General features: G+C 45.0%; 18 protein-coding genes. 7 read left to right on the plus strand and 11 right to left on the minus strand.

Annotated elements, in window-relative coordinates:
* Nucleotides 1–52 precede the first annotated feature (52 nt).
* The 4 genes from J2Z34_RS05485 to J2Z34_RS05500 are packed head-to-tail and all read left to right on the plus strand — an operon-like array spanning nucleotide 53 to nucleotide 3,473.
* Nucleotides 53–469, plus strand: coding sequence for a MaoC family dehydratase (locus J2Z34_RS05485; RefSeq protein ID WP_209458864.1), 417 nt, complete (start codon nucleotides 53–55; stop codon nucleotides 467–469).
* 10 nt (nucleotides 470–479) lie between these two features.
* The gene (locus J2Z34_RS05490; RefSeq protein ID WP_209458865.1) at nucleotides 480–1,619 is read left to right on the plus strand and encodes an acyl-CoA dehydrogenase; all 1,140 of its coding nucleotides are present in this window, start codon (nucleotides 480–482) and stop codon (nucleotides 1,617–1,619) included.
* A 15-nt stretch (nucleotides 1,620–1,634) separates the two neighbouring features.
* Nucleotides 1,635–2,423, plus strand: a complete 789-nt coding sequence (locus tag J2Z34_RS05495) for an electron transfer flavoprotein subunit beta/FixA family protein (RefSeq protein WP_209458866.1) — start codon at nucleotides 1,635–1,637, stop codon at nucleotides 2,421–2,423.
* A 12-nt stretch (nucleotides 2,424–2,435) separates the two neighbouring features.
* Nucleotides 2,436–3,473, plus strand: coding sequence for an electron transfer flavoprotein subunit alpha/FixB family protein (locus J2Z34_RS05500; protein ID WP_245250530.1), 1,038 nt, complete (start codon nucleotides 2,436–2,438; stop codon nucleotides 3,471–3,473).
* A gap of 230 nt (nucleotides 3,474–3,703) precedes the next feature.
* Here the strand turns inward: J2Z34_RS05500 and J2Z34_RS05505 are convergent, their stop codons facing one another.
* Nucleotides 3,704–4,756: a threonine aldolase family protein gene (locus J2Z34_RS05505; protein ID WP_209458868.1), complete on the minus strand. Its 1,053-nt coding sequence runs from the start codon at nucleotides 4,754–4,756 to the stop codon at nucleotides 3,704–3,706.
* A 179-nt stretch (nucleotides 4,757–4,935) separates the two neighbouring features.
* On the opposite strand from J2Z34_RS05505, the gene J2Z34_RS05510 reads away from it, so the two are divergent.
* Nucleotides 4,936–5,367: an acyl-CoA thioesterase gene (locus tag J2Z34_RS05510; RefSeq protein ID WP_209458869.1), complete on the plus strand. Its 432-nt coding sequence runs from the start codon at nucleotides 4,936–4,938 to the stop codon at nucleotides 5,365–5,367.
* Nucleotides 5,368–5,404: 37 nt separating this feature from the next.
* Here the strand turns inward: J2Z34_RS05510 and J2Z34_RS05515 are convergent, their stop codons facing one another.
* From J2Z34_RS05515 to J2Z34_RS05545, 7 genes are all read right to left on the minus strand, one after another.
* Nucleotides 5,405–6,547: a mannitol-1-phosphate 5-dehydrogenase gene (locus tag J2Z34_RS05515; RefSeq protein WP_209458870.1), complete on the minus strand. Its 1,143-nt coding sequence runs from the start codon at nucleotides 6,545–6,547 to the stop codon at nucleotides 5,405–5,407.
* A complete protein-coding gene (locus J2Z34_RS05520) occupies nucleotides 6,547–6,978 on the minus strand; it encodes a PTS mannitol transporter subunit IIA (RefSeq protein WP_209458871.1) in 432 nt (143 codons plus the stop codon). Before J2Z34_RS05520 ends, J2Z34_RS05515 begins: the two co-directional genes overlap by 1 nt.
* A gap of 3 nt (nucleotides 6,979–6,981) precedes the next feature.
* On the minus strand, nucleotides 6,982–9,045 hold the full coding sequence (locus J2Z34_RS05525; protein ID WP_209458872.1) for a BglG family transcription antiterminator: 2,064 nt from the start codon (nucleotides 9,043–9,045) through the stop codon (nucleotides 6,982–6,984).
* 47 nt (nucleotides 9,046–9,092) lie between these two features.
* Nucleotides 9,093–10,502 (minus strand): PTS mannitol transporter subunit IIBC, encoded by a 1,410-nt coding sequence (locus J2Z34_RS05530; protein ID WP_209458873.1) that lies wholly within the window; start codon nucleotides 10,500–10,502, stop codon nucleotides 9,093–9,095.
* Nucleotides 10,503–10,854: 352 nt separating this feature from the next.
* Nucleotides 10,855–12,225 carry a sensor histidine kinase gene (locus J2Z34_RS05535; protein WP_209458874.1) on the minus strand — a complete coding sequence of 457 codons (1,371 nt, stop codon included), beginning with the start codon at nucleotides 12,223–12,225 and terminating at the stop codon, nucleotides 10,855–10,857.
* Nucleotides 12,222–12,917: a response regulator transcription factor gene (locus tag J2Z34_RS05540; protein WP_209458875.1), complete on the minus strand. Its 696-nt coding sequence runs from the start codon at nucleotides 12,915–12,917 to the stop codon at nucleotides 12,222–12,224. The genes J2Z34_RS05535 and J2Z34_RS05540 overlap by 4 nt, the downstream gene beginning before the upstream one ends.
* Nucleotides 12,918–13,181: 264 nt before the next feature.
* Entirely contained in the window at nucleotides 13,182–13,370 is a 189-nt protein-coding gene (locus tag J2Z34_RS05545; protein ID WP_209458876.1) for a hypothetical protein, read from the minus strand.
* A 297-nt stretch (nucleotides 13,371–13,667) separates the two neighbouring features.
* On the opposite strand from J2Z34_RS05545, the gene J2Z34_RS05550 reads away from it, so the two are divergent.
* Both J2Z34_RS05550 and J2Z34_RS05555 read left to right on the plus strand, forming a co-directional pair.
* Nucleotides 13,668–14,516 carry a hypothetical protein gene (locus J2Z34_RS05550; protein WP_209458877.1) on the plus strand — a complete coding sequence of 283 codons (849 nt, stop codon included), beginning with the start codon at nucleotides 13,668–13,670 and terminating at the stop codon, nucleotides 14,514–14,516.
* On the plus strand, nucleotides 14,513–15,097 hold the full coding sequence (locus J2Z34_RS05555; RefSeq protein ID WP_209458878.1) for a hypothetical protein: 585 nt from the start codon (nucleotides 14,513–14,515) through the stop codon (nucleotides 15,095–15,097). Before J2Z34_RS05550 ends, J2Z34_RS05555 begins: the two co-directional genes overlap by 4 nt.
* 62 nt (nucleotides 15,098–15,159) lie before the next feature.
* Here J2Z34_RS05555 and J2Z34_RS05560 read toward each other — a convergent pair whose 3' ends face one another.
* From J2Z34_RS05560 to larC2, 3 genes are all read right to left on the minus strand, one after another.
* Nucleotides 15,160–16,308 carry a SpoIIE family protein phosphatase gene (locus J2Z34_RS05560; RefSeq protein ID WP_209458879.1) on the minus strand — a complete coding sequence of 383 codons (1,149 nt, stop codon included), beginning with the start codon at nucleotides 16,306–16,308 and terminating at the stop codon, nucleotides 15,160–15,162.
* Nucleotides 16,309–18,012: a [Fe-Fe] hydrogenase large subunit C-terminal domain-containing protein gene (locus J2Z34_RS05565; protein WP_209458880.1), complete on the minus strand. Its 1,704-nt coding sequence runs from the start codon at nucleotides 18,010–18,012 to the stop codon at nucleotides 16,309–16,311.
* Nucleotides 18,013–18,132: 120 nt separating this feature from the next.
* Entirely contained in the window at nucleotides 18,133–19,335 is a 1,203-nt protein-coding gene (larC2, locus tag J2Z34_RS05570) for a nickel pincer cofactor biosynthesis protein LarC2 (RefSeq protein WP_209458881.1), read from the minus strand.
* Nucleotides 19,336–19,382 lie beyond the last annotated feature (47 nt).

The raw sequence follows: 19,382 nt of genomic DNA on the forward strand, positions 1-19,382 counted from the left end.
AAGACCCTTCATGTTTGTTCTGAGGGTCTTATCAAATGGTGGAGGGAATTTAATGAAAGGTTTGACAGTTAACGAAATCAAAATCGGGGACACCGCCTCTTATCAGAGGACAGTAACAGAAGCGGACGTGGCTATGTTCGGAGGAATATCAGGAGACCTCAATCCGGCTCATTTCAATGATGAATACGCCAAAGATACTATGTTCAAAGGAAGGATAGTGCATGGCATGCTCACTGCGTCCTATTTCTCGACTGTATTAGGCACTTACCTTCCAGGACCCGGGACAATCTACCTTGCGCAGGATCTGAAATTCCTGAAGCCGGTAAAATTCCACGACACGATAAAGGCCGTCGTCACAGCTACTGAAATCAACGCAGAGAAGAACAAGGTCACTTTCGAGACTGTCGCCTACAACCAAAATGGCGATGTCGTGGTAAAGGGCTTCGCGACTGTTATGCCACCAAGATAGGAGAGATAAAATGGATTTTTTACTTAATGAAAAGCAAAAGATGATGCAGAAGCTGTTCAGGGATTTCGCAGTCAATGAAGTGAAGCCTCTGGCGCACGACATTGATGAGGAAGAGAGGTTCCCGGTTGAAACTGTCGTAAAGATGGCAGAGATTGGAATGCTGGGAATACCATTCTCATCTGAGTACGGCGGATGCGACGGTGACAACCTTTCATACGCGATAGCAGTCGAAGAGATGTCCAGGGTGTGCGGCACCACAGGAGTAATACTCTCCGCCCACACCTCACTTGGTGCAAGTCCAATAGCAAGCTATGGAACACCTGCACAGAAGGAGAAGTACCTGAAACCGCTTCTTAAAGGAGAAAAGCTGGGAGCATTCGGGTTAACCGAGCCAAATGCAGGATCTGATTCAGCCATGCAGGAATCAAAGGCTGTCCTTGACGGCGACCACTACATCCTGAACGGATCAAAAATCTTCATAACCAACGGCGGCTACGCTGACATATACATAGTCTTCGCCATGACTGACAAGGCGAAGGGCACCAAGGGCATTTCCGCATTCATAGTCGAAAAGGACATGCCAGGCTTCAGCATAGGAAAGAAGGAGCTGAAGCTAGGAATTAGGGGAAGCTCAACAACAGAGCTCATATTCAAGGATGTAGTAGTTCCGGTTGAGAATCTTCTCGGAAAGGAAGGCATGGGCTTCAAGATAGCCATGCAGACACTTGACGGAGGCAGGATCGGAATAGCAGCACAGGCTCTAGGCATAGCCCAGGGAGCGATCGATGAAGCCGTTGAGTACGTCAAGCAGAGGAAGCAGTTCGGAAAGCCCATTTCAGCATTCCAGAACACGCAGTTCGCAATTGCAGACCTTCAGACTGAAACAGATGCTGCAAGGCTTCTTACCTACAGAGCAGCATTTATGAAGGATGCAGGACTTCCATATTCTAAGGAAGCTGCAATGGCCAAGCTTTATGCATCAGAGACAGCATCAAGGGTAACCAACAAGGCAATCCAGCTACTAGGCGGATACGGCTACACAAGAGAGTATCCTATAGAGAGAATGTACAGGGATGCGAAGATTACCGAAATATACGAAGGCACTTCCGAAGTCCAGAGAATGGTCATCTCTGCCTTCATTCTGAAATAGGACGGGTGGGATAATATGAATATAATTGTTTTGCTTAAGCAGGTACCAGACACCACAGAGATGAAGGTCGACAAGGAGACAGGAACACTAATAAGGGCAGGCGTGCCGACGATAACCAATCCGGACGACCTTGCAGGCTTCGAGGCTGCACTCAGGCTCAAGGACAAGATGGGTGCAAAGGTCACTGCTGTAACTATGGGGCCTCCACAGGCTGAATCCATGCTCAGGGAGCTATATGCAATGGGTGCAGATGATGCAGTGCTCATTACCGACGCAAAGTTCGGAGGAGCTGATACGTGGGCAACTTCCAACACACTTACCGCAGTACTAAAGAACATGAGCTATGACCTGATCATCGCAGGACGACAGGCAATCGACGGAGACACCGCCCAGGTGGGACCGCAGACCGCTGAAAAGCTGGGGATCCCTCAAATTACCTATGTTGAAGATATCATTGACGTTAAAGATGGAAAAATAACTGTCAAAAAATCGCTCGAAGACACCTACGAAATCCTTGAAGCAAAGCTTCCGGTACTTATTACCACACTAAGCACCATAGCGAAGCCAAGGTACATGAGAGTCAGGGGAATCTCCGACTGCTTCAAGAAGGAAATCAAGAGGCTGACCTTCAACGACGTAGAAATTGACCCTGCGATAATTGGACTTAAGGGATCACCGACAAAGGTCAAGAAGACCTTCACAAAGGAAGTCGGGACCACATCACAAATGTTTACGCTCAACGCTGAAGATTCAGCAAAGAAGATAGCTGAGCTCCTCTTTGAGAAGCAGTACATACTGAAGTAAGGAGACGATATGATGAATATTAAGGAATACAAGGACATATACGTCTTTTGCGAGATAAGGGACGGCAAGATACATGATGCTTCCCTTGAACTCCTCGGAGAGGCAAACAAGCTGGTATCGGGCAGGCCGAACCTGGGCTACAACGTAGTCGGAGCAGTGATAGGCAATGTTTCGGATGAGGCGCTTGAACAGGCAGGACATCATGGAGCATTTAAGGTAATAAACCTCAGGAATGAAGGCATAAAACACTACAGCACTGAAATATATACGACTCTCCTGTCAAGGATGATTGACGAAGTAAAGCCTGACATCCTTCTCATCCCGGCAACAGTGCTTGGAAGGGACCTTGCACCAAGACTAGCTGCAAGATGCGACACCGGTCTTACAGCAGATGCCACGAAGCTTGAATTCGATCCCGAGAACGAGAACAGCTCCCTCCTCTATGTCACAAGACCAGCCTTTGGAGGAAACCTGTTCGGAACCATTGTTTGTGAAAACACAAGGCCACAGATGACCTCGATAAGGCCTGGAGTCATGGATCCGCTTAAGTCGGATTCATCAAGAGAATTCACGATCGAGAAGAAGGAAGTTGAGATTGCAGGAATAAAGGACCAGGTTAAAGTGCTCGAAGTAATACCAAAACCTCATAAGGGCGTTGATATTGCAAAGGCAGACCTTATAATTTCCGGAGGCAGAGGAATCGGAGACAACTTCAAGATACTCAGGGATGTTGCAAACAAGATAGGCGCCGAAGTCGGAGCATCAAGGGCCGTTGTCGATGCAGGCATCATGGAGAAAGATGTCCAGGTCGGCCAGACAGGAAAGACAGTAAGACCTAAGGTATATATCGCCTGCGGAATATCCGGAGCAGTACAGCACGTGGCAGGAATGGAGAAATCAGACTTCATTATAGCTATAAACAAGGATCCCGGAGCTCCTATCTTCAAGACTGCCAACATCGGAATACTTGGAGATGCCCTGGAAATCCTTCCAATTCTCGCTGACGAGATTGAAAGGATAAGACAAGAGACTAAGAAAGAGAACGCTTAAGCCAAGATAAGCAGTCTAATAAGCTGCCTATGATACACTCCATAAAGAAAAAACGCCTTAAGTTGAGGCGTTTTTTCTTCCATATATTATCTTAACAGCTGCTTTAAAGCCTTTTTTACATGTGCCGTTTTATCACAGCAATTGTCTCAATAGAATAACAATCCAATTATGACACATCCATAGAACATACTAATCTTAACCACATGCTGCATATCTGGTCAAATCTGTATTCAGACCTTACCTGACATCATGAGGTCAGTAATGTCATTTGCAAGGCTCTTTACATCCTCTTCCCTTGTAGCCCAGCTGGTGCAGAACCTCACGGCGCTATGGTTATTGTCCGCCTTCTGCCAGAATGAGTAGGCATATTTTTCTCCAAGCTTCTCAAGCACCTCATCAGGAAGTATCGGAAACTGCTGGTTTGTTGGAGTATCGATTAGGAATCCGCAGCCTGCAGCTGTCAGAGCTTCCTTTATTATTGCCGCCATCCTGTTGGCATGGGCAGATATTCCGAAATAGAGGCCATCCTCGAACAGGGCAAGGAACTGAACCCCAAGTAGCCTTCCTTTTGCAAGAAGTCCGCCCTTCTGCTTTATTATGTACCTGAAATCTTCTCTTATAACTTTATCCTTTATGACTAAAGCTTCGCCAAACAGAGCTCCAACCTTGGTTCCACCGATATAGAAGGCATCACAGCATTCGGTGATTATCTTAAGGTCAAGGTCATTCCCTTCACAGGTCAGGCCATAACCAAGCCTTGCACCATCCATATAAAGATAGAGACCATACTCCCTGCAGACATCGCTCAGGTCCTGAAGCTCCTTTTTGCTGTATATTGTTCCAAGCTCAGTAGGATTTGAAATGTATACAAGCTTTGGCTGGGCAATATGCTCATGTGTTACGTCATTGACGTGGTCAAGATGAACCTTCCTTACAGCCTCTGCGGTTATCTTCCCGTCTGAAGAAGGAAGCTCCATCACCTTGTGTCCTGTTGATTCTATGGCACCTGACTCGTGGGTGCTGATATGCCCTGAAGCTGCAGACACCGCACACTGGTGAGGTCTTAAGGCAGCTGAAATAAGTGTCAGGTTAGTCTGTGTGCCTCCGACAAGAAAGTGCACATCCAAGTCCTCACTCCCGCACAGGTCCTTGATTATATCTGCAGCCAGAATGCAATACTCATCCTCACCATACCCTGGAGTCTGAATCATGTTCGTATCCACAAGTCTCTCAAGTACCGATGGATGAGCACCCTCGCTGTAGTCGTTGTTGAATCTTATCATAGGATTATCCCGCCTTTATGAGCCCTACCGGGCAATCTTTTCAATCATGAACATTATATCACCATCTCCCCTGCCATTTCATCATGATTTGTGTTCATGATCACCCGGTTTTATTCTGAGCTTTTTTCGGCTACAATATATCCATATGCACTCATAAGAAAGCCTTGGAGGATAATTATATGGATAAGCTTATTAAATATGAACATGCAGCCCAGTACTATGAGACAGACATGATGGGAGTCATACACCACTCGAATTATATCAGATGGTTTGAGGAAGCGAGGGTGGACCTTCTTGGAAAGCTCGGTATGCCATACAGGGACATGGAGGACCAGGGACTGATCATTCCCGTGCTGTCGGCTTCAGCTGAATACAAGTCCATGGTCAGGTACGGCGACATAGTCTACATTACCCCGAAGCTCATAAGCCTTACACCAGTCAGGATGACCATGGAATATACGGTTTCTGACAAGAAAACAGGCGATGTAAGGACTGTGGGGGCAACAAGCCACGCATTCCTGAACAGGAGCCTGAGACCAGTCGCAATCAAGAAGACACACAGGGATATTTATGAGCTGCTTCTTGAAGCGGTAGGAAAGGACCTGTTCTAAATTTTAATGCCGCAGTCTTTTGAACTGCGGCATTTTTCTATGAGTTGTATGCTTCTTCAACAAGGTCAATGAGCTTCGAATCCGGTGCAAGTGAGCTGTATTTTATGAGCGCTTCCCTTACTCCATTTTCTTTTACGAACTTTACAAGCTCCAGGCTTTCCCTGTCACTTTCAGCCCTGAATTTCAGTGCAGCTGCAATTGCCCCTGCAATGCTCTTTGGTTCGATTCCCATGTCGAGAAGTCTCAGCGCAGGATTAACGAACCTGTCATACCTTGATATCTTCCTTAACGGTGAACGTCCGACTCTCTCAAGGTCATCGGAAATATCCGGGTTCTTGAACCTTCCTATAATGGTATCTACATATTTGCTATGTTCAACTTTATCGAATCCGTAGTAGCCGGTTATATACTGGGATGTCTCGTCCAGTACGGCTCGGACTGAAGCCTCGATTTCGGGATCTCCTATGGCATCGAATACTGTAGTGAATCCCTTCTGTGCACCAAGGTATGCAGTAGCTGCATGGCCTGTGTTCACTGTGAACAGCTTCCTCTCTATATACGGAATCAGGTCATCAACATAGTGGACACCCTCAAGTCTCGGGGGAGCTCCTCTTAGCTTTTTCTCTTCAATTACCCATTCAAAGAACGGCTCAACCTTTACGTCCAAAAGATTTGCATTGTTCTGGGCAGGCACTATCCTGTCAACGGCGGAGTTCGGGAATCCTATGGCAACATCTGCAATGCCTATCTCAAGTTCACTGAGGTAGCCATAAAGAGCTTCCTTGAGATTATCTGTAGCTCCTATCGCATTTTCACATGCGATTATGTTGAGTGGCTTGACATTCTGACTCGATAGCCTTTCTTTTATACCTTCAGCGATTGTCTTAGCGACTATTGGCACAATGGATGGACCTACCGCAGTAGTAATGAGGTCTGCATCCTCTACGAGGGACTTCAGCCTGTCAGCCTCCTTGACGTTGTGAACTGCATCGACTCCATCGACGTGAATGACTTTTCCTGAAGGATCAGCAATGATTACGTCATATTCCTTCTTTGCCTTGATCTCGTCAATAAGCGTATCGCTGATGTCAGCGAAAGTAAGCTCATAGCCGTTCTGTCTGAGGATGAGTCCGATGAATCCCCTTCCAATGTTTCCTGCACCGAAATGAAGCGCTTTCATTATTCTATACCTCCCAACAGTGCCAGTATCTCTTCCTTCGTCTTTGCAGCTACTATCTTTTCGACATTCTCCATGTCGGAGCAGAGTATGGCGATGTTCGACAGTATCTCGAGATGCGTATTGTCCTTACCTGCGATTCCGAATATGACCCTCGCCTTTTCTCCGTTGAAATCCACTCCGCCAGGTACCTGTATTACGCTGATTCCAGACTCTAAAACTTCATTCTTGGCATTCTCAGTTCCGTGAGGGATTGCTATGTCATTGCCTATGTAGGTTGTGCTGATTTCCTCCCTCTTTAGCATTTCTTCGATGTATTCTTCCTTTACGTAACCGTTCTTAACCAGAAGTTCGCCGGCCATCCTTATAGCCTGGTCCTTGGTTGCAATTTCCTGATTCAACAGGATGCCTTCTTCTCTTAATATACCGCTCATTTTCTACCTCCATATTCTCTTTATGATATCAGAATACGCCGCTTCAAGTGTCTTTTCAACCATGGCGAGTATTCTGTTCAGATCAGCTTCTTCGTATGTTTTCCTTATATCCCGCTCAAGCAGTGCAACACTTAAAGCGCTTACCATCTCAAGCCTTGGCCCGCTCAGCACCTCCGGTGTCAGAAGAAGGAGAAAGGTTCCTGACTCCATCATTTTTAAATCCATTCCCCTTACCTTAACCTTACCTCTGTTCCTGTACATCCTGAATACCATCCTGTCAAGACTGCTGCTCCTCCCATGAAGGAGCGTGATGTCCGATTCCGGTATGCCGCTGCCAGTAGAATTTTCCTTTTCCAGCAGCATTGATATTGATTCGTTTGCAATACCTGATCCAAGCACACTCCCAAGGTCATCCTCTATGTTCTTCAGCACATGTCCTATTTCCCTGCCAGCTGTCTCATTTATTGCAAATCCTTCGATTATCTCCTTTACAGCTTGTCCTGCATCCGTGACAATCTCTATAGTCCTTAGGAGTCCTTGTTCAGACAGCTTTGATTCCCTGAGGCCTTCATCCCGTTTCCTGGTGGAAGACAGGAGCTTCTGGTTGATGACCTTTTCCAGCTTCAGCTCATCGTCTGAAGAAAGCATCGGGTTGACAAGTATGTATTCAAACCCTGCATCATGGATTCCTACAGTTGATATTATCAGGTCAAATTCCTTTGGATCCATCTTGTGCAGTTCCCTTATGGAGCCCTGCTCGATAATAGTCAGCTGCGGGAACTTCATCAGCAGCTTCTTCGTCAGCATCCTCGAAGTGGCAAGCCCGCTGGTGCAGACTACAAGAGTCGCAACCTTCGGTACCTCCTTGAACTCAGTTATTGCTGAAGCGAAATGTAGAGTCAGGAATCCTATCTCGTCCTCACTGAACTCAAGCTCAGGAAATTTCTCCTTCAGCACAGTCCCAATAGTACCGAACAGGACCGAGTAGTCCTCCTTGATTTCCTTCTTGATAGGATTAGATACGAAGACTCCTTCCGCTATCCTGTTGAAAAGAGGTTCAAGATGCGATACCAGTGCATCAAGGAACTTCTTGTCCTTGCTGAAAAAATACCCGGTTGTCCTTGTCACATCTTCAATCAAAACGCTTGCAAGGCTTGTGAGTCCCATGACATTCTCAATGTCGGTTTCGCTTATCCTCTTTGCGCTTCTTAAAACCGAAGCCAGAAGATACGCCTCGTCTTCAGGAAACTTCAGGTCAAGCTCTTCTTCCAGGCTTCTGAATATCGCTCTGGAAGCCACCTCTTCGGGACCTTCACCGTGCTTCTTCCTGTCGACAGGATTCCCGCCCTTCACCCTCTCTACAGACATGTAGGTATGCAGCATGGCTTCAAGCAGGGAAAGGTCAGTAAGCTTATATGGCAAATTCCCGGTTTTTTCAAGAATGTTGACTTCGATTCGCCTTAAAAGCCCAGGATCGAATATTCCGAGCAGCTTCTCTTTCGGATCAAGTGAAAGGAATTCCCCTTCCTTTGAAGAAAAGACCTGCATAAGCTCCATTCTCTGCATGGCCATATTTACGAAGGCCATCCTCTTGTCCTTTTCACGACCTTCAAGTTCAACCCCATAGCCCCTTTTTCTTATGAGTGAAAGTCTTGTGTTCCTGATTTCCTCCTCGAAGTGCTCAAGGTCCTGCTGAAGCGTCTTGCTTGAAACTGAGAATCCCTTTGACAGAGTCATTGTCTTCAGCGGATCACCGGATTCAAGCAGTTCGTGGAAGATAAAAAGGCTTCTTTCACTTCTCCCCATTTCATAGTCTGAATATGCCCTGATCTCATCTCTAAGCTTCTTAAGCCCTTCATCGCTCCCAGTCAGCCTTATCCCTTCGTTGGCCTTCTTCTCAAGGGCAAGGTCGAATTTTGCCAAGGTGTCCTCCAGCATCTTCACTTCACGCTGAATGGTCCTTGTAGATACATCAAGCTTTTTTGCCAGGCTCTGAATTGAAACAAAGAGGTGCTGTGATTCCAGAAGGATCCCTGACATGGACCTTTCACGGCTTGTTATATACAATCACAGCACCTCCCCTATTCATTTATGTCCGTTGCTTATCTTTAATATTACCTTGATTTCTTCAGCTCTTCAATGATCTCATCGTATCTTGGGCTTCCAAGGAAGTTGTCCACTGATACGTGTATTGCCTTCGGAGACTTCTGTGCAGCCCTTTCTGTGAGGTCCTTGTGAGTTACGACAAGGTCGACATCATCAGGAAGGTTGGTTATTGATGTATTGGTTACGATAGTATCAAGTCCAGCATCCTTTACCTTCTTCTTGAGTATGGAAGCTCCCATTGCTGATGATCCCATTCCTGCGTCGCAGGCGAATACTATCTTCTTGACATCCTTGTATGATTTTGCAGCTCCGGAGATAAGTCCTGAAACGCTGCTCTTCTTTCCCTTCATTTCTTCCATCTTGGATACTGCAGAATCAAGGTCTTCATCCTTCTGCTTTGATCCCTTGAGTATGATGGAAGCGCTAACGAAGGATACTGCCGCAGCCACAGCTACACCGAGGAATACTCCTACGTAGTTGCCCTTAGGTGTCATAGCCGCATAAGCGAATATGGATCCTGGTGAAGGTGTTGCAACAAGTCCTGCACCAAATATTGTGAATATGAGTGTTCCTGACATTCCGCCGGCGATTACTGCAAGCAGAAGTATTGGCTTCATGAGTATGTACGGGAAATAAATCTCGTGTATTCCGCCAAGGAAGTGGATGATTGCCGCACTTGATGCGGAAGCCTTTGGTATTCCTCTTCCGAAAAGCATGTACGCAAGCAGTACTCCAAGTCCTGGACCTGGATTTGACTCAAGCATGAACAGTATGGACTTTCCATTCTGTGCAACCTGCTCTACTCCAAGAGGCCCGAGTATTCCATGGTTGATTGCGTTATTAAGGAACAGTACCTTTGCTGGCTCTATGAATATATGTACAAGAGGAAGGATTCCCATGTTCATTATCAGGTCAACACCTGATGCAAGGAAGTTACTGAGAGCCTCGACAGCTGGTCCTACAACTACATATCCGAGCAGTGCCAGAAGCGTTGCAAGTATACCGGCAGAGAAATTGTTTATGAGCATTTCGAATCCGGCTTTTACTTTGCCTTCAAACATCTGGTCGATCTTCTTTATCAGGAATCCGCCGAGTGGCCCCATCATCATTGCTCCAAGAAGCATTGGGATGGATGAACCTACGATGACACCTATTGCTGACGCAGCACCAACTACTCCGCCTCTCTCACCGTATACGATCTTACCGCCTGAATAAGCTATAAGTATCGGCAGAAGATAAACAAGCATCGGCGATACCATCTTAGAAAATTCCTCATTCGGGAGCCAACCGGTTGCGATGAATAATGCAGTAATAAGTCCCCATGCGATGAATGCTCCCATGTTCGGCATGACCATTCCACTAAGGAATGTACCGAACTTCTGGACCTTGGCTTTGAAACCGACATTCTGGTTTTCCATTTCTGTTCCTCCTAATTATTAATTTGATATTAAGATATTGGATAATCCTTACATCCTCATCCTATTACGTTTTCATTTGAGAAACAATCAAAAGAAACCTTCCGTTTGTCATGCATGCTGCGACAAATGGAAATTTACAGAAACAACTGTACCAAAGAATCCCTCCCTTGATTCTGAAGCTTAAAACATCATACTATAATACTCCACTATATTTATAATATTCAGAATTCATGTATTTACATTGAACTAATTATTACCATTTTGTGACATGCACACATTACCCCCCAAATAATTAAAACTAAAGACAAAAGGCAACGAGGAGAAGCGGTCTGCGCTTCTCCTCATTGCCTTTTTAACCTTTCTTTGACGGCAGACTGATATTCACTGTCGTGCCTTCACTGTCCCTGCTCTCAATCCATATGCTTCCCCTGTGGGCCTCAACCAGGGCTTTCGAAATTGTTAGACCTATGCCCTTACCGCCAGTCTCCCTGCTTCTTGACCTGTCGCTCCTGTAGAACCTTTCAAATACGAATGGAATGTCATCAACGCTAATGCCTATACCATCATCTGTGACTGTCGCGAGTGCTTCATCCCCATTCATTTTTAAAGTCACCCTTACATGACCGCCAAGGTTTGTATACTTAAGTGAATTCGCGACAATGTTTATGAACACCTGGTTCAGCCTGTCGCTGTCACCCATTGTGATTATATCTTCTTCAATATCAGCGGTGATGGTCTTGCCATCAGACGCAAAGAGCGGTTCAAAGTTCTCCACGATATTTGCCACAAGCTTTGAAAGTCCTATTTCCTTAGTCGCAAGTCTTATCTCACCGCTCTCCATGTATGAGAGGTCACCCAGGTCCTTGATGAGATTGGTAAGCCTCCGTATCTCGTCCTGAAGTACGGAAAGCCTTTCTGTCGTTGGCTCCCATACCCCATCGATAAAGGCTTCAAGATGACTGTTCACTGTTGAAAGCGGGGTCCTCAGCTCATGTGCGATGTCAGATGTCAGCCTTTTCCTGAGGCGCTCCTGCTGCTCCAGCTTCAGGGCCATATTGTTTATCGACCTGGAGAGCTCATCAAGCTCGATCGTATTAGTTTCAACATCCATGACTCCCCTGAAATTGCCATCTTCGATATATTTTGCATTTTTCTGTATGGAGTAGATCGGGTTAAGGAACATTCCTGAAACTCTTCTTCTGAGTAAAAATCCGATTATTAAAGAGATACCCGCTGCCGCCAGATAAATCAGGTTTATTGTTATAAGGAAATTCCTGTCTGGTGACGCTGAAAATATGCTTTTAGGTCTTCCAATTACAATCTTACCCTCTCCGGGCTCCATGGAACCATAAGAGTACTCCTTGTAGCCGAATTTCTCTGTATCCATGTAGTCAGCTCTTCCCAACTCTCCATCCGGTGCCTCAGATGGCTCCCTGGTGCTCATAATGACCTTGCCATTAGAATCTTCCATGATTACTTCTGCAGACATGGTGAAAGCATAATGTTCTATGCTCATGAGGTCGGTCTCATCCAGAAGTCCATCCTCATGCAGCAGCTCAGTGGCATAGTCAGATATGGCTATGTCTTCTGATTTCTGTGAGTCTCTAAGGTACATGGTGAAGAATATGTTCATTCCTATATTTGAAAGAACTGTTATCAGCAGCACCGACGTCATGGATACAAGCGCAAAGTATCTTCCCAGCTGCCTGCCTATCCTTATCATTTCTCACCGCCCTGGAATTTATAGCCAACACCATATACAGTCAGAATGTAGGTTGGATCACGAAAATCATCCTCAATCTTCTGCCTCAGGTTCTTTATATGTGTATCGATGGTCCTGTCATAGCCTTCAAAATCGAAGCCAAGTGCCGCACTTACGAGCCTCGACCGTGAAAAAACCTGCCCGGGATACTGAACCAGAGCATGGAGTATCTTATACTCGTTAGGAGTAAGGCTTACCTCAATTCCTTTCTTTGAAACTGCCCTTCTCATGTTATCCAGGACCAGGTCTCCACTTCTGAACGAGTAGATTTCAGACATGCTGCCCTTGTTCCTCGTCCTTCTGAGTATCGCATTTACCCTTCCGACCAGCTCCCTTGGACTGAACGGCTTCGTCAGATAATCGTCTGCTCCGAGGTATAGTCCCTTTACCTTGTCCTCCTCAGACGTCTTTGCCGTAAGCATCAGAATTGGAATGTCAGATTTCTTCCTTATCTCCCTGCAAATTTCTTCACCCGAAATATCAGGAAGATTAAGGTCCAGAATAAGGAAATCTATCTCCAGTTCATCGAACATTTCAAGAGCCTTCCTGCCACGGTCCGCAGTGAAAACCTCAAAAGAGTTCTTCCGCAGATAGTCTCCTACCACCTGAAGCAGGTTCTGCTCATCATCTATTACAAGTATCCTCTCAGCCATCAAATCATCCCCATTCGCATCCTGATTGTATTTTATCGCAACTTACGCATAATTACACTTAATCTATGCTACCAAATATAGCCTTGCATTGTGAAGATTTGGTGAAGGAGCTTCCATCTGCAGAAATATAGTATTTCTGCAGTCTCTTCGAAAATTTGACATTATAAAAGGGACTCCAAAGAATCCCCTATACCTAAAGGCGGCATAAATTATCCAGTAGGGATCACGAAAATCCGATATGGAGATAAAAGCATGCACCCTTCCTTATCCCTTCATGAAATAAGCAAGCAGGATTACACCCGCAATCATAGCAATAACCGTAAAAATCCCGATGGCCTTGTCTTTGGCACTTTTGCCGTGTCCATCGTAAGGCAGTCTGCCTTCAATATTCTGGGAGTGTTCCTTCGCAGCATCGTGTGATTCGAACTTTCCTTGCTCATTGAAATTGTACATATTGCTACCTCCATTCATTATTTCAACGTTTCGATATGTTCAATGAAGAATGCCATTGCGGCTCTGCCAGAAATCTTAACCATTAAATCCAAAGCACTGAAGCGAAACCGACATAGCCTTGCAACTTAATTATATCACATTAATAAATAGTGATAATACGAACTTCCTCAATATAAGTAAATAAGGTAGAAGGAACATTTATTATATTATATATACTTTTATGTATTCAGTTGAAATTTTGGTGATTTCAACATATCATAATTTTATAATGTAGTATATGAACTTTGAGGAGGCTTTATGGCACGCAACAGGAAAATTCTTATATTAAGCCAGGTACTCGCAGCAGTTGCGCTCGTTGTTTCTTTATCACTTGTAATTATCTTAAGGCTTGATCGTCCTGTGTTCATCGAAAACTACAAGGACCTTCGAGTTTATCCGACAAACGGATATTATTCAGCAGATTATCTGTCACTGCATTACCTTGCCAACAGCACAGACCAGAGAAATGTTATTGCAGTCTCGTTCCAGGGTGCTGAGGACCTCGAGGTAATCTCATATGAGAACTCCTGGCCTGATAAAGGTCAGATAGTGGGCCGTTACACTTTGCGAACCGTCCAGCTTTTGGTGAACGGGTATACCGATACCAGCAAAGGTCACATAAGGACACTTGAAAATGCTGTGATCCTATTCAGTGACGGTACTGAAATAAGCGTTAACCTCGGAAGGATCAGCATTTATGCAGGAAGCACAGATGACAAGCTTAAGAGGATGCGGACATCTTCCTCATCTGACGGTTACTCAGATATGGAATATCAGGCTATGGAAGACATCACAATCAAAGGCCTTGAAGCAGAATCATTAGAAATCATGACTGAGGTCTTTGATGTCAGGGTCAATGACCTGCCTCTAGATAGAATTGAAGGCACCGAGATATTGCAAGGACAAAGGATAACCTTAAGCGCAAGGATCCGACAGGATGAATTCAATTACAAAGCCATGAGCTCGTTCAGCCTGACACCCTCGCTGGTGTTCACTGGCATTGATGGAGCCAAGCAAGTCGAAATGCTTGATCCAATATCAAAGGACGTCTGGAATCTGGATACATGGAATGCCATACGCTATCTGAAGGCGAGAGGTGAGGTATGATGAAGGATCAGTACAACAGGCTCTTCTGGGGAATAATCCTCGCCACCTTCCACATAAACCTGGGTATGATAAGGATATTGCCTGAATTCATCGGCTGGTGGATGGTATCATCCGCATGCTATGAGCTGTATGACATTTCAAAGAACATGAAATTCATGAAGTCCAGGAAGATATCAGGTGCAATGGCAATCTGGTCACTCACAGCCTCATTATTATCCCTTGGCTCCTTCAATTCAGGAATAGCATTGGATCTTCTCCAGTTCGCACCAGTAATTTTTACATTGATGGAAATGCTGTTTGCTGCAAATATCCTTGAAGCAAGCGCTGAAACCTTCCATTCAAACGGCAAGACAGAGCTCTATCCTTTCTATGTATCAAGGGCCGGTATCTCATCCATAGTTCTTGCTGCTGTTGCAGTTGCACTCTGCATCGCATTGGTGCTTTCAGACACTTTCTTCATTACCGTGGCAGCTATCCTTGGAATCGGAATCCGCATATGGCTGGCAGTTATGATGAAATCAATGTCCCAGGACTGGGAACAGATAGGCTATGTATTTGATCCTGGTGAAAAAAGCAATTAGCATCGGTATAGGGAAAAAAGTTAATAGATATGGAACAGCCGGCATTTTGGTGCCGGCTGTTTCTATATCATCACAAGCTTTGTATTTCTTCCAAGTGACTTAGCTGCCTCCATTATCCTCATGACATCCAAGGATCTAATATGAGTATCAGAATTTGCAAGGTTTACCGCACTTCCAAGCCATATGGTAATGTCAGTGGAGTCTATTATCATTCTTGCAAGCCTTGCTGCCCCGTTCCTTTTCCTGAGCTTAAGGAATATGTCATCATCTGTCGGTGACAGGAACTCCTCAAGGAGGTCAGCAGTCCTTGCGAGAGTCAGGGCACCCTCGGTCACGATATCAGCGCCTTCAAGCCTTGAGGTCGGCGGCACCAATTCGTCCATATCGCTGATTTCAGCCTCGATTTCCCTTCCAGTCTCACGAGCAAGGATAGCTGCTGTTGTACCTCCTGATACAGCCACTTTCCCGGAAGCATTCAGGAATGCATCAGCAAGCCTTCTGTCATCTTCAGCTCTTAGTGGCGGCCCTGTGAAAATTGTCAGCCCTTCATTCTTTCTCACCGCTAAAGTCAAGACTGTGGCATCATCACCCGGCTTAAGATCATATAGCACGTTGCAAAATACGCTGAGCTGTAGAGCAATTCCGCTGGCGCTTTTTTCAGCACGTGCGCTATCCTTCAGAAAATCCCTTACATCCTCCCATCCCCATCCCTGGTTCAGGATCATCCCCTGACTGGCATAAAGAACTCCATCACTTACGACAGATAGGCAGTCACCGTCATCCATGATAAAATCTGATTCCCATATGGACTTTCCAGCTATTGTGCTCATGGTCTTCTCCGGAATTCCAGACTCAGTTTTCCTCGTAAGTATATATGCAGGATTGTCGAATTCGACTGTGTGGACTCTTCCATCTTCAAAAGCTTCAATGACTGTGAAGGTGGAATAGGCAAGATTCCTTACTGAACAGACCGGGAGAGTCCTTGCTATGGTATCAACCGTCTCCTCAAGGATTGCTCCTTCCTTCAGCATTGTGACTGCAATCCTTGACGTGAGTGTTGCAAGTATGTTGGCCTTTACTCCGCTTCCAAGCCCGTCAGACATAACGATTATGAGCCTGTCCCCGATCCTCTCCATCGCTACCTGGTCTCCGCATAGCTCCTCGCCGTGCTTTTTCAGGCTTCTGTACGCCGTGTCAAGAAAGAACCCCATCTACTCGCCCTCCATGAGGACCAGCTCCTTGAGCTTGTCTAATGCTATCTTCGTCTCAGCAGTGGTCTCTCCAAGAAGGCTGGCGATCTCGTGTGCTGCAGTCATCTGCCTGTCAATTACCTTCTGTGCGATCTTTAGTGTCCTTTCCTTCATAGACTGTAGCTCATCCCGCCTCTTTTCCTCATCTGTTATATCAGACATGATTATGAGAAGCTGGTTTGAGCTGTCTAGGAATACAGTGCTCTGGACCACTACGATCCCGTATTCGTCGTATACGGTCCTTTTATTCAGGTTGCTCCTTTTTGATTTCGCAACTTCTTCAAATATGGCGTCATCTGCAACATAGCTTATGGGGAAGCCCCTTACCTCATCGATACGTCTTCCAAAAACTATCTCAGCTGAAGGATTCATCTGATGTATGCACAGCTCTTCATCAAGCAGGAAAATATAGTTAGGTGAATTGCTGAATATGATGTCTGACATGTGCTCCGCTTTTGTCCTCATGAACGGCAGGCACATCTCAACTTCAGACATCCCCTCAAGTACAGCCTTCGCTTTGTCCCTGCAGGAATTATAACCGCATGCGCTGCAGTTGAGCTCGTCACCTTTTGAGAACTTGCCCATCCTTGCAAGAGTAGCGACAATATCTGATTCCGGATATTCCCTTGAAACTATAGGAGTTGGTGCGTAGGTACCGCTTATGTCTATATTCCCATCGAGTAGAGCCCTTCCTTCAGACTCCCATCCCATTACCGAGAACCTCTTTACATTCTGCTTCCTAGCAAAAACAGGAAGGGAATTCTCCGGTACGCACGGCCCTCCGATACAGGACTCAGAGCAGGCCGAAAGTTCGATGTATGCCTTATCCAGGCTGCCATCCTCAATTTCCTTAAGAACCTCCCTGATTTCTGTCATACCTTCCACCTTTATGACATCATAGCCCATCCTGTCAATTGTTCCGGAAAGACCCTCGGCTATTCCACCTGCGACAGGATATCTTCTTCCTCGTTTTCCAGCAGTCACATCAGGCACTGATGGTTCAAGGACCTCCGGATCAAGTCCTTCCTCAGACAGCAAATGCGATATCTCCTCAAGTGTAAGAACCGCATCAATTATGCCTTCGTTTCCATAGGACACCATCTCGCATTTCTTGCTCAGACACGGTCCTATGAATACTGTAAAGCAATCCACTTCATCCCTTTTAACTGCCTTTCCTGTAGCAAGCATCGGTGACACGACAGGCATAAGATATTCAGCAGTTGTCGGGGTGTATCTTCTCATGTACATGTAGACTGTAGGGCAGCAGCTTGATATGGCATATTTGGGGTCATTCTCTTCCATGAACCTTCTGTACCTTTCGGTCACCATTTCCGCTCCGGCAGCTACCTCAATAATCTCACTGAAACCAAGCTTCCTTAGTGCTGTAAGGAAACCACCTCTGTTCCTGTAGAAGCCGGCAAAGGATGGTGCAATAAGGGCTTTCACCTGTTTCCCTTCACCTATAGCCTGTTTGACCTTCATAGTATCGCTTACGATGTTCCTTGCATTCTGGGGGCAGATTACAAAGCACTTTCCGCAGGCTATGCACCTCTGTTCATCTATTTCAGCCTGGCTGCCCCTGAACCTTATGGCCTTAACAGGACAGCCCCTTACGCATTTGTAGCAGTTCTTGCAGTTTGCTTCTGAAAAATCCAGCAGTCTCATGAGCAGCGCCTCCAAATCAAATCATATGACCATTATACTCCCAGGTTAATTATTTAACAAATAACCCATGAAAATAACCGTACCAGGAAAGTGATTTCTCTGATACGGTTATTATCCTGTTCAATTCTTGAATTTGAAGCATTCATAAATTGCTTGCTCAACAACTTCTGAAATTTCCTTAAAGCCTTTACCAGTAATGTTACATATTGCTTTTATGTCTTCAAACTCTGGAGAATAATATTTCATATCTTCATGAGAACTAGCTTTTACTCTAACTGAACCAAATCTGGTGTCCACATTTATTATCGAATATTCTAGGACTGTCTTTTCTATCCTATATTTCTTAATGCCTATCGTCGTAGTATTTTTAAATATTACTGATTCCATTTTTTTCACAGAATCACCATGGCATGTAACAGAAAGCTTGAATGCTGGCCTGTTCTTCTTCATGAAAATCGGTGTGAAAAACACATCTCTGGCTCCGCTTTCAAGTAGTTTTTCCATTGTGAACGCCAGGCTTTCACCTGTGGAATCATCAATGTTTGTTTCCAATATCCAAGTCTCATTGTTCACCTGCGGCTCATCTTCTTCAATTACCATAGCTCTCATTTGCTTTGTGCTTTCATCTTTCTCCGAGCCAATTCCTTGACTTAAAATCCTACAACTCCTCGGAGTCCTTTGTTTTTGGGTCAATGTTGAAATAATTGAAGTACCAATTAGAGATAATAATTCTTCAGCTACATCAACAAATTTGACTGAAAGCTGACTATTAATCAGTATTCTTGCAATCTGAGGTGAAGGTATTGAAACAATATTACCCTTGTTCGTTCTAGTCCCAATTCCTTCGTGTATCTCGGAAATAATGACGTCGTCAACACTCAATTGATCGACACAAAAAGCTGCCACAATTATTGTCAGAATGTCCTTATCCAGTATGATGCTATCATTGTCAAATCCTTCGATGTTTGAATAACAAGTTTCCGTAACTGCTTTCAATATTGAATTAACAGCATTTATAGAAATCCTCTTTGCGTAATCTGATATATCTGTTTTATTGATAATATCGTAAATCTCATTGGCCTTCATTTTACGATAATTAACATTATTAATTTCGCATTCAGATTCTCTAGATATTTCAAAGAAATGAGAGATCGATCCATTTAGACTCGTCTTCCCAACCTCTATTTCAAGCCCTTCTAATCCAGTACTGTCAATTACAGGTTTTAGCAAATCCTCACTTATGCCTAGGTTTAGTAATGACGCAATTAACATTCTCTCATCAATTCCAGAATTGCACTCAATATAAAGTGTCTTTTTTCCCATGATATCCCTTCCAATCAAGTATAAATAAAAGCCTCGGCAATCATAGC

Origin of the sequence: Youngiibacter multivorans (genome assembly GCF_017873395.1) — a bacterium.
GTDB classification, from domain to species: domain Bacteria; phylum Bacillota; class Clostridia; order Clostridiales; family Clostridiaceae; genus Youngiibacter; species Youngiibacter multivorans.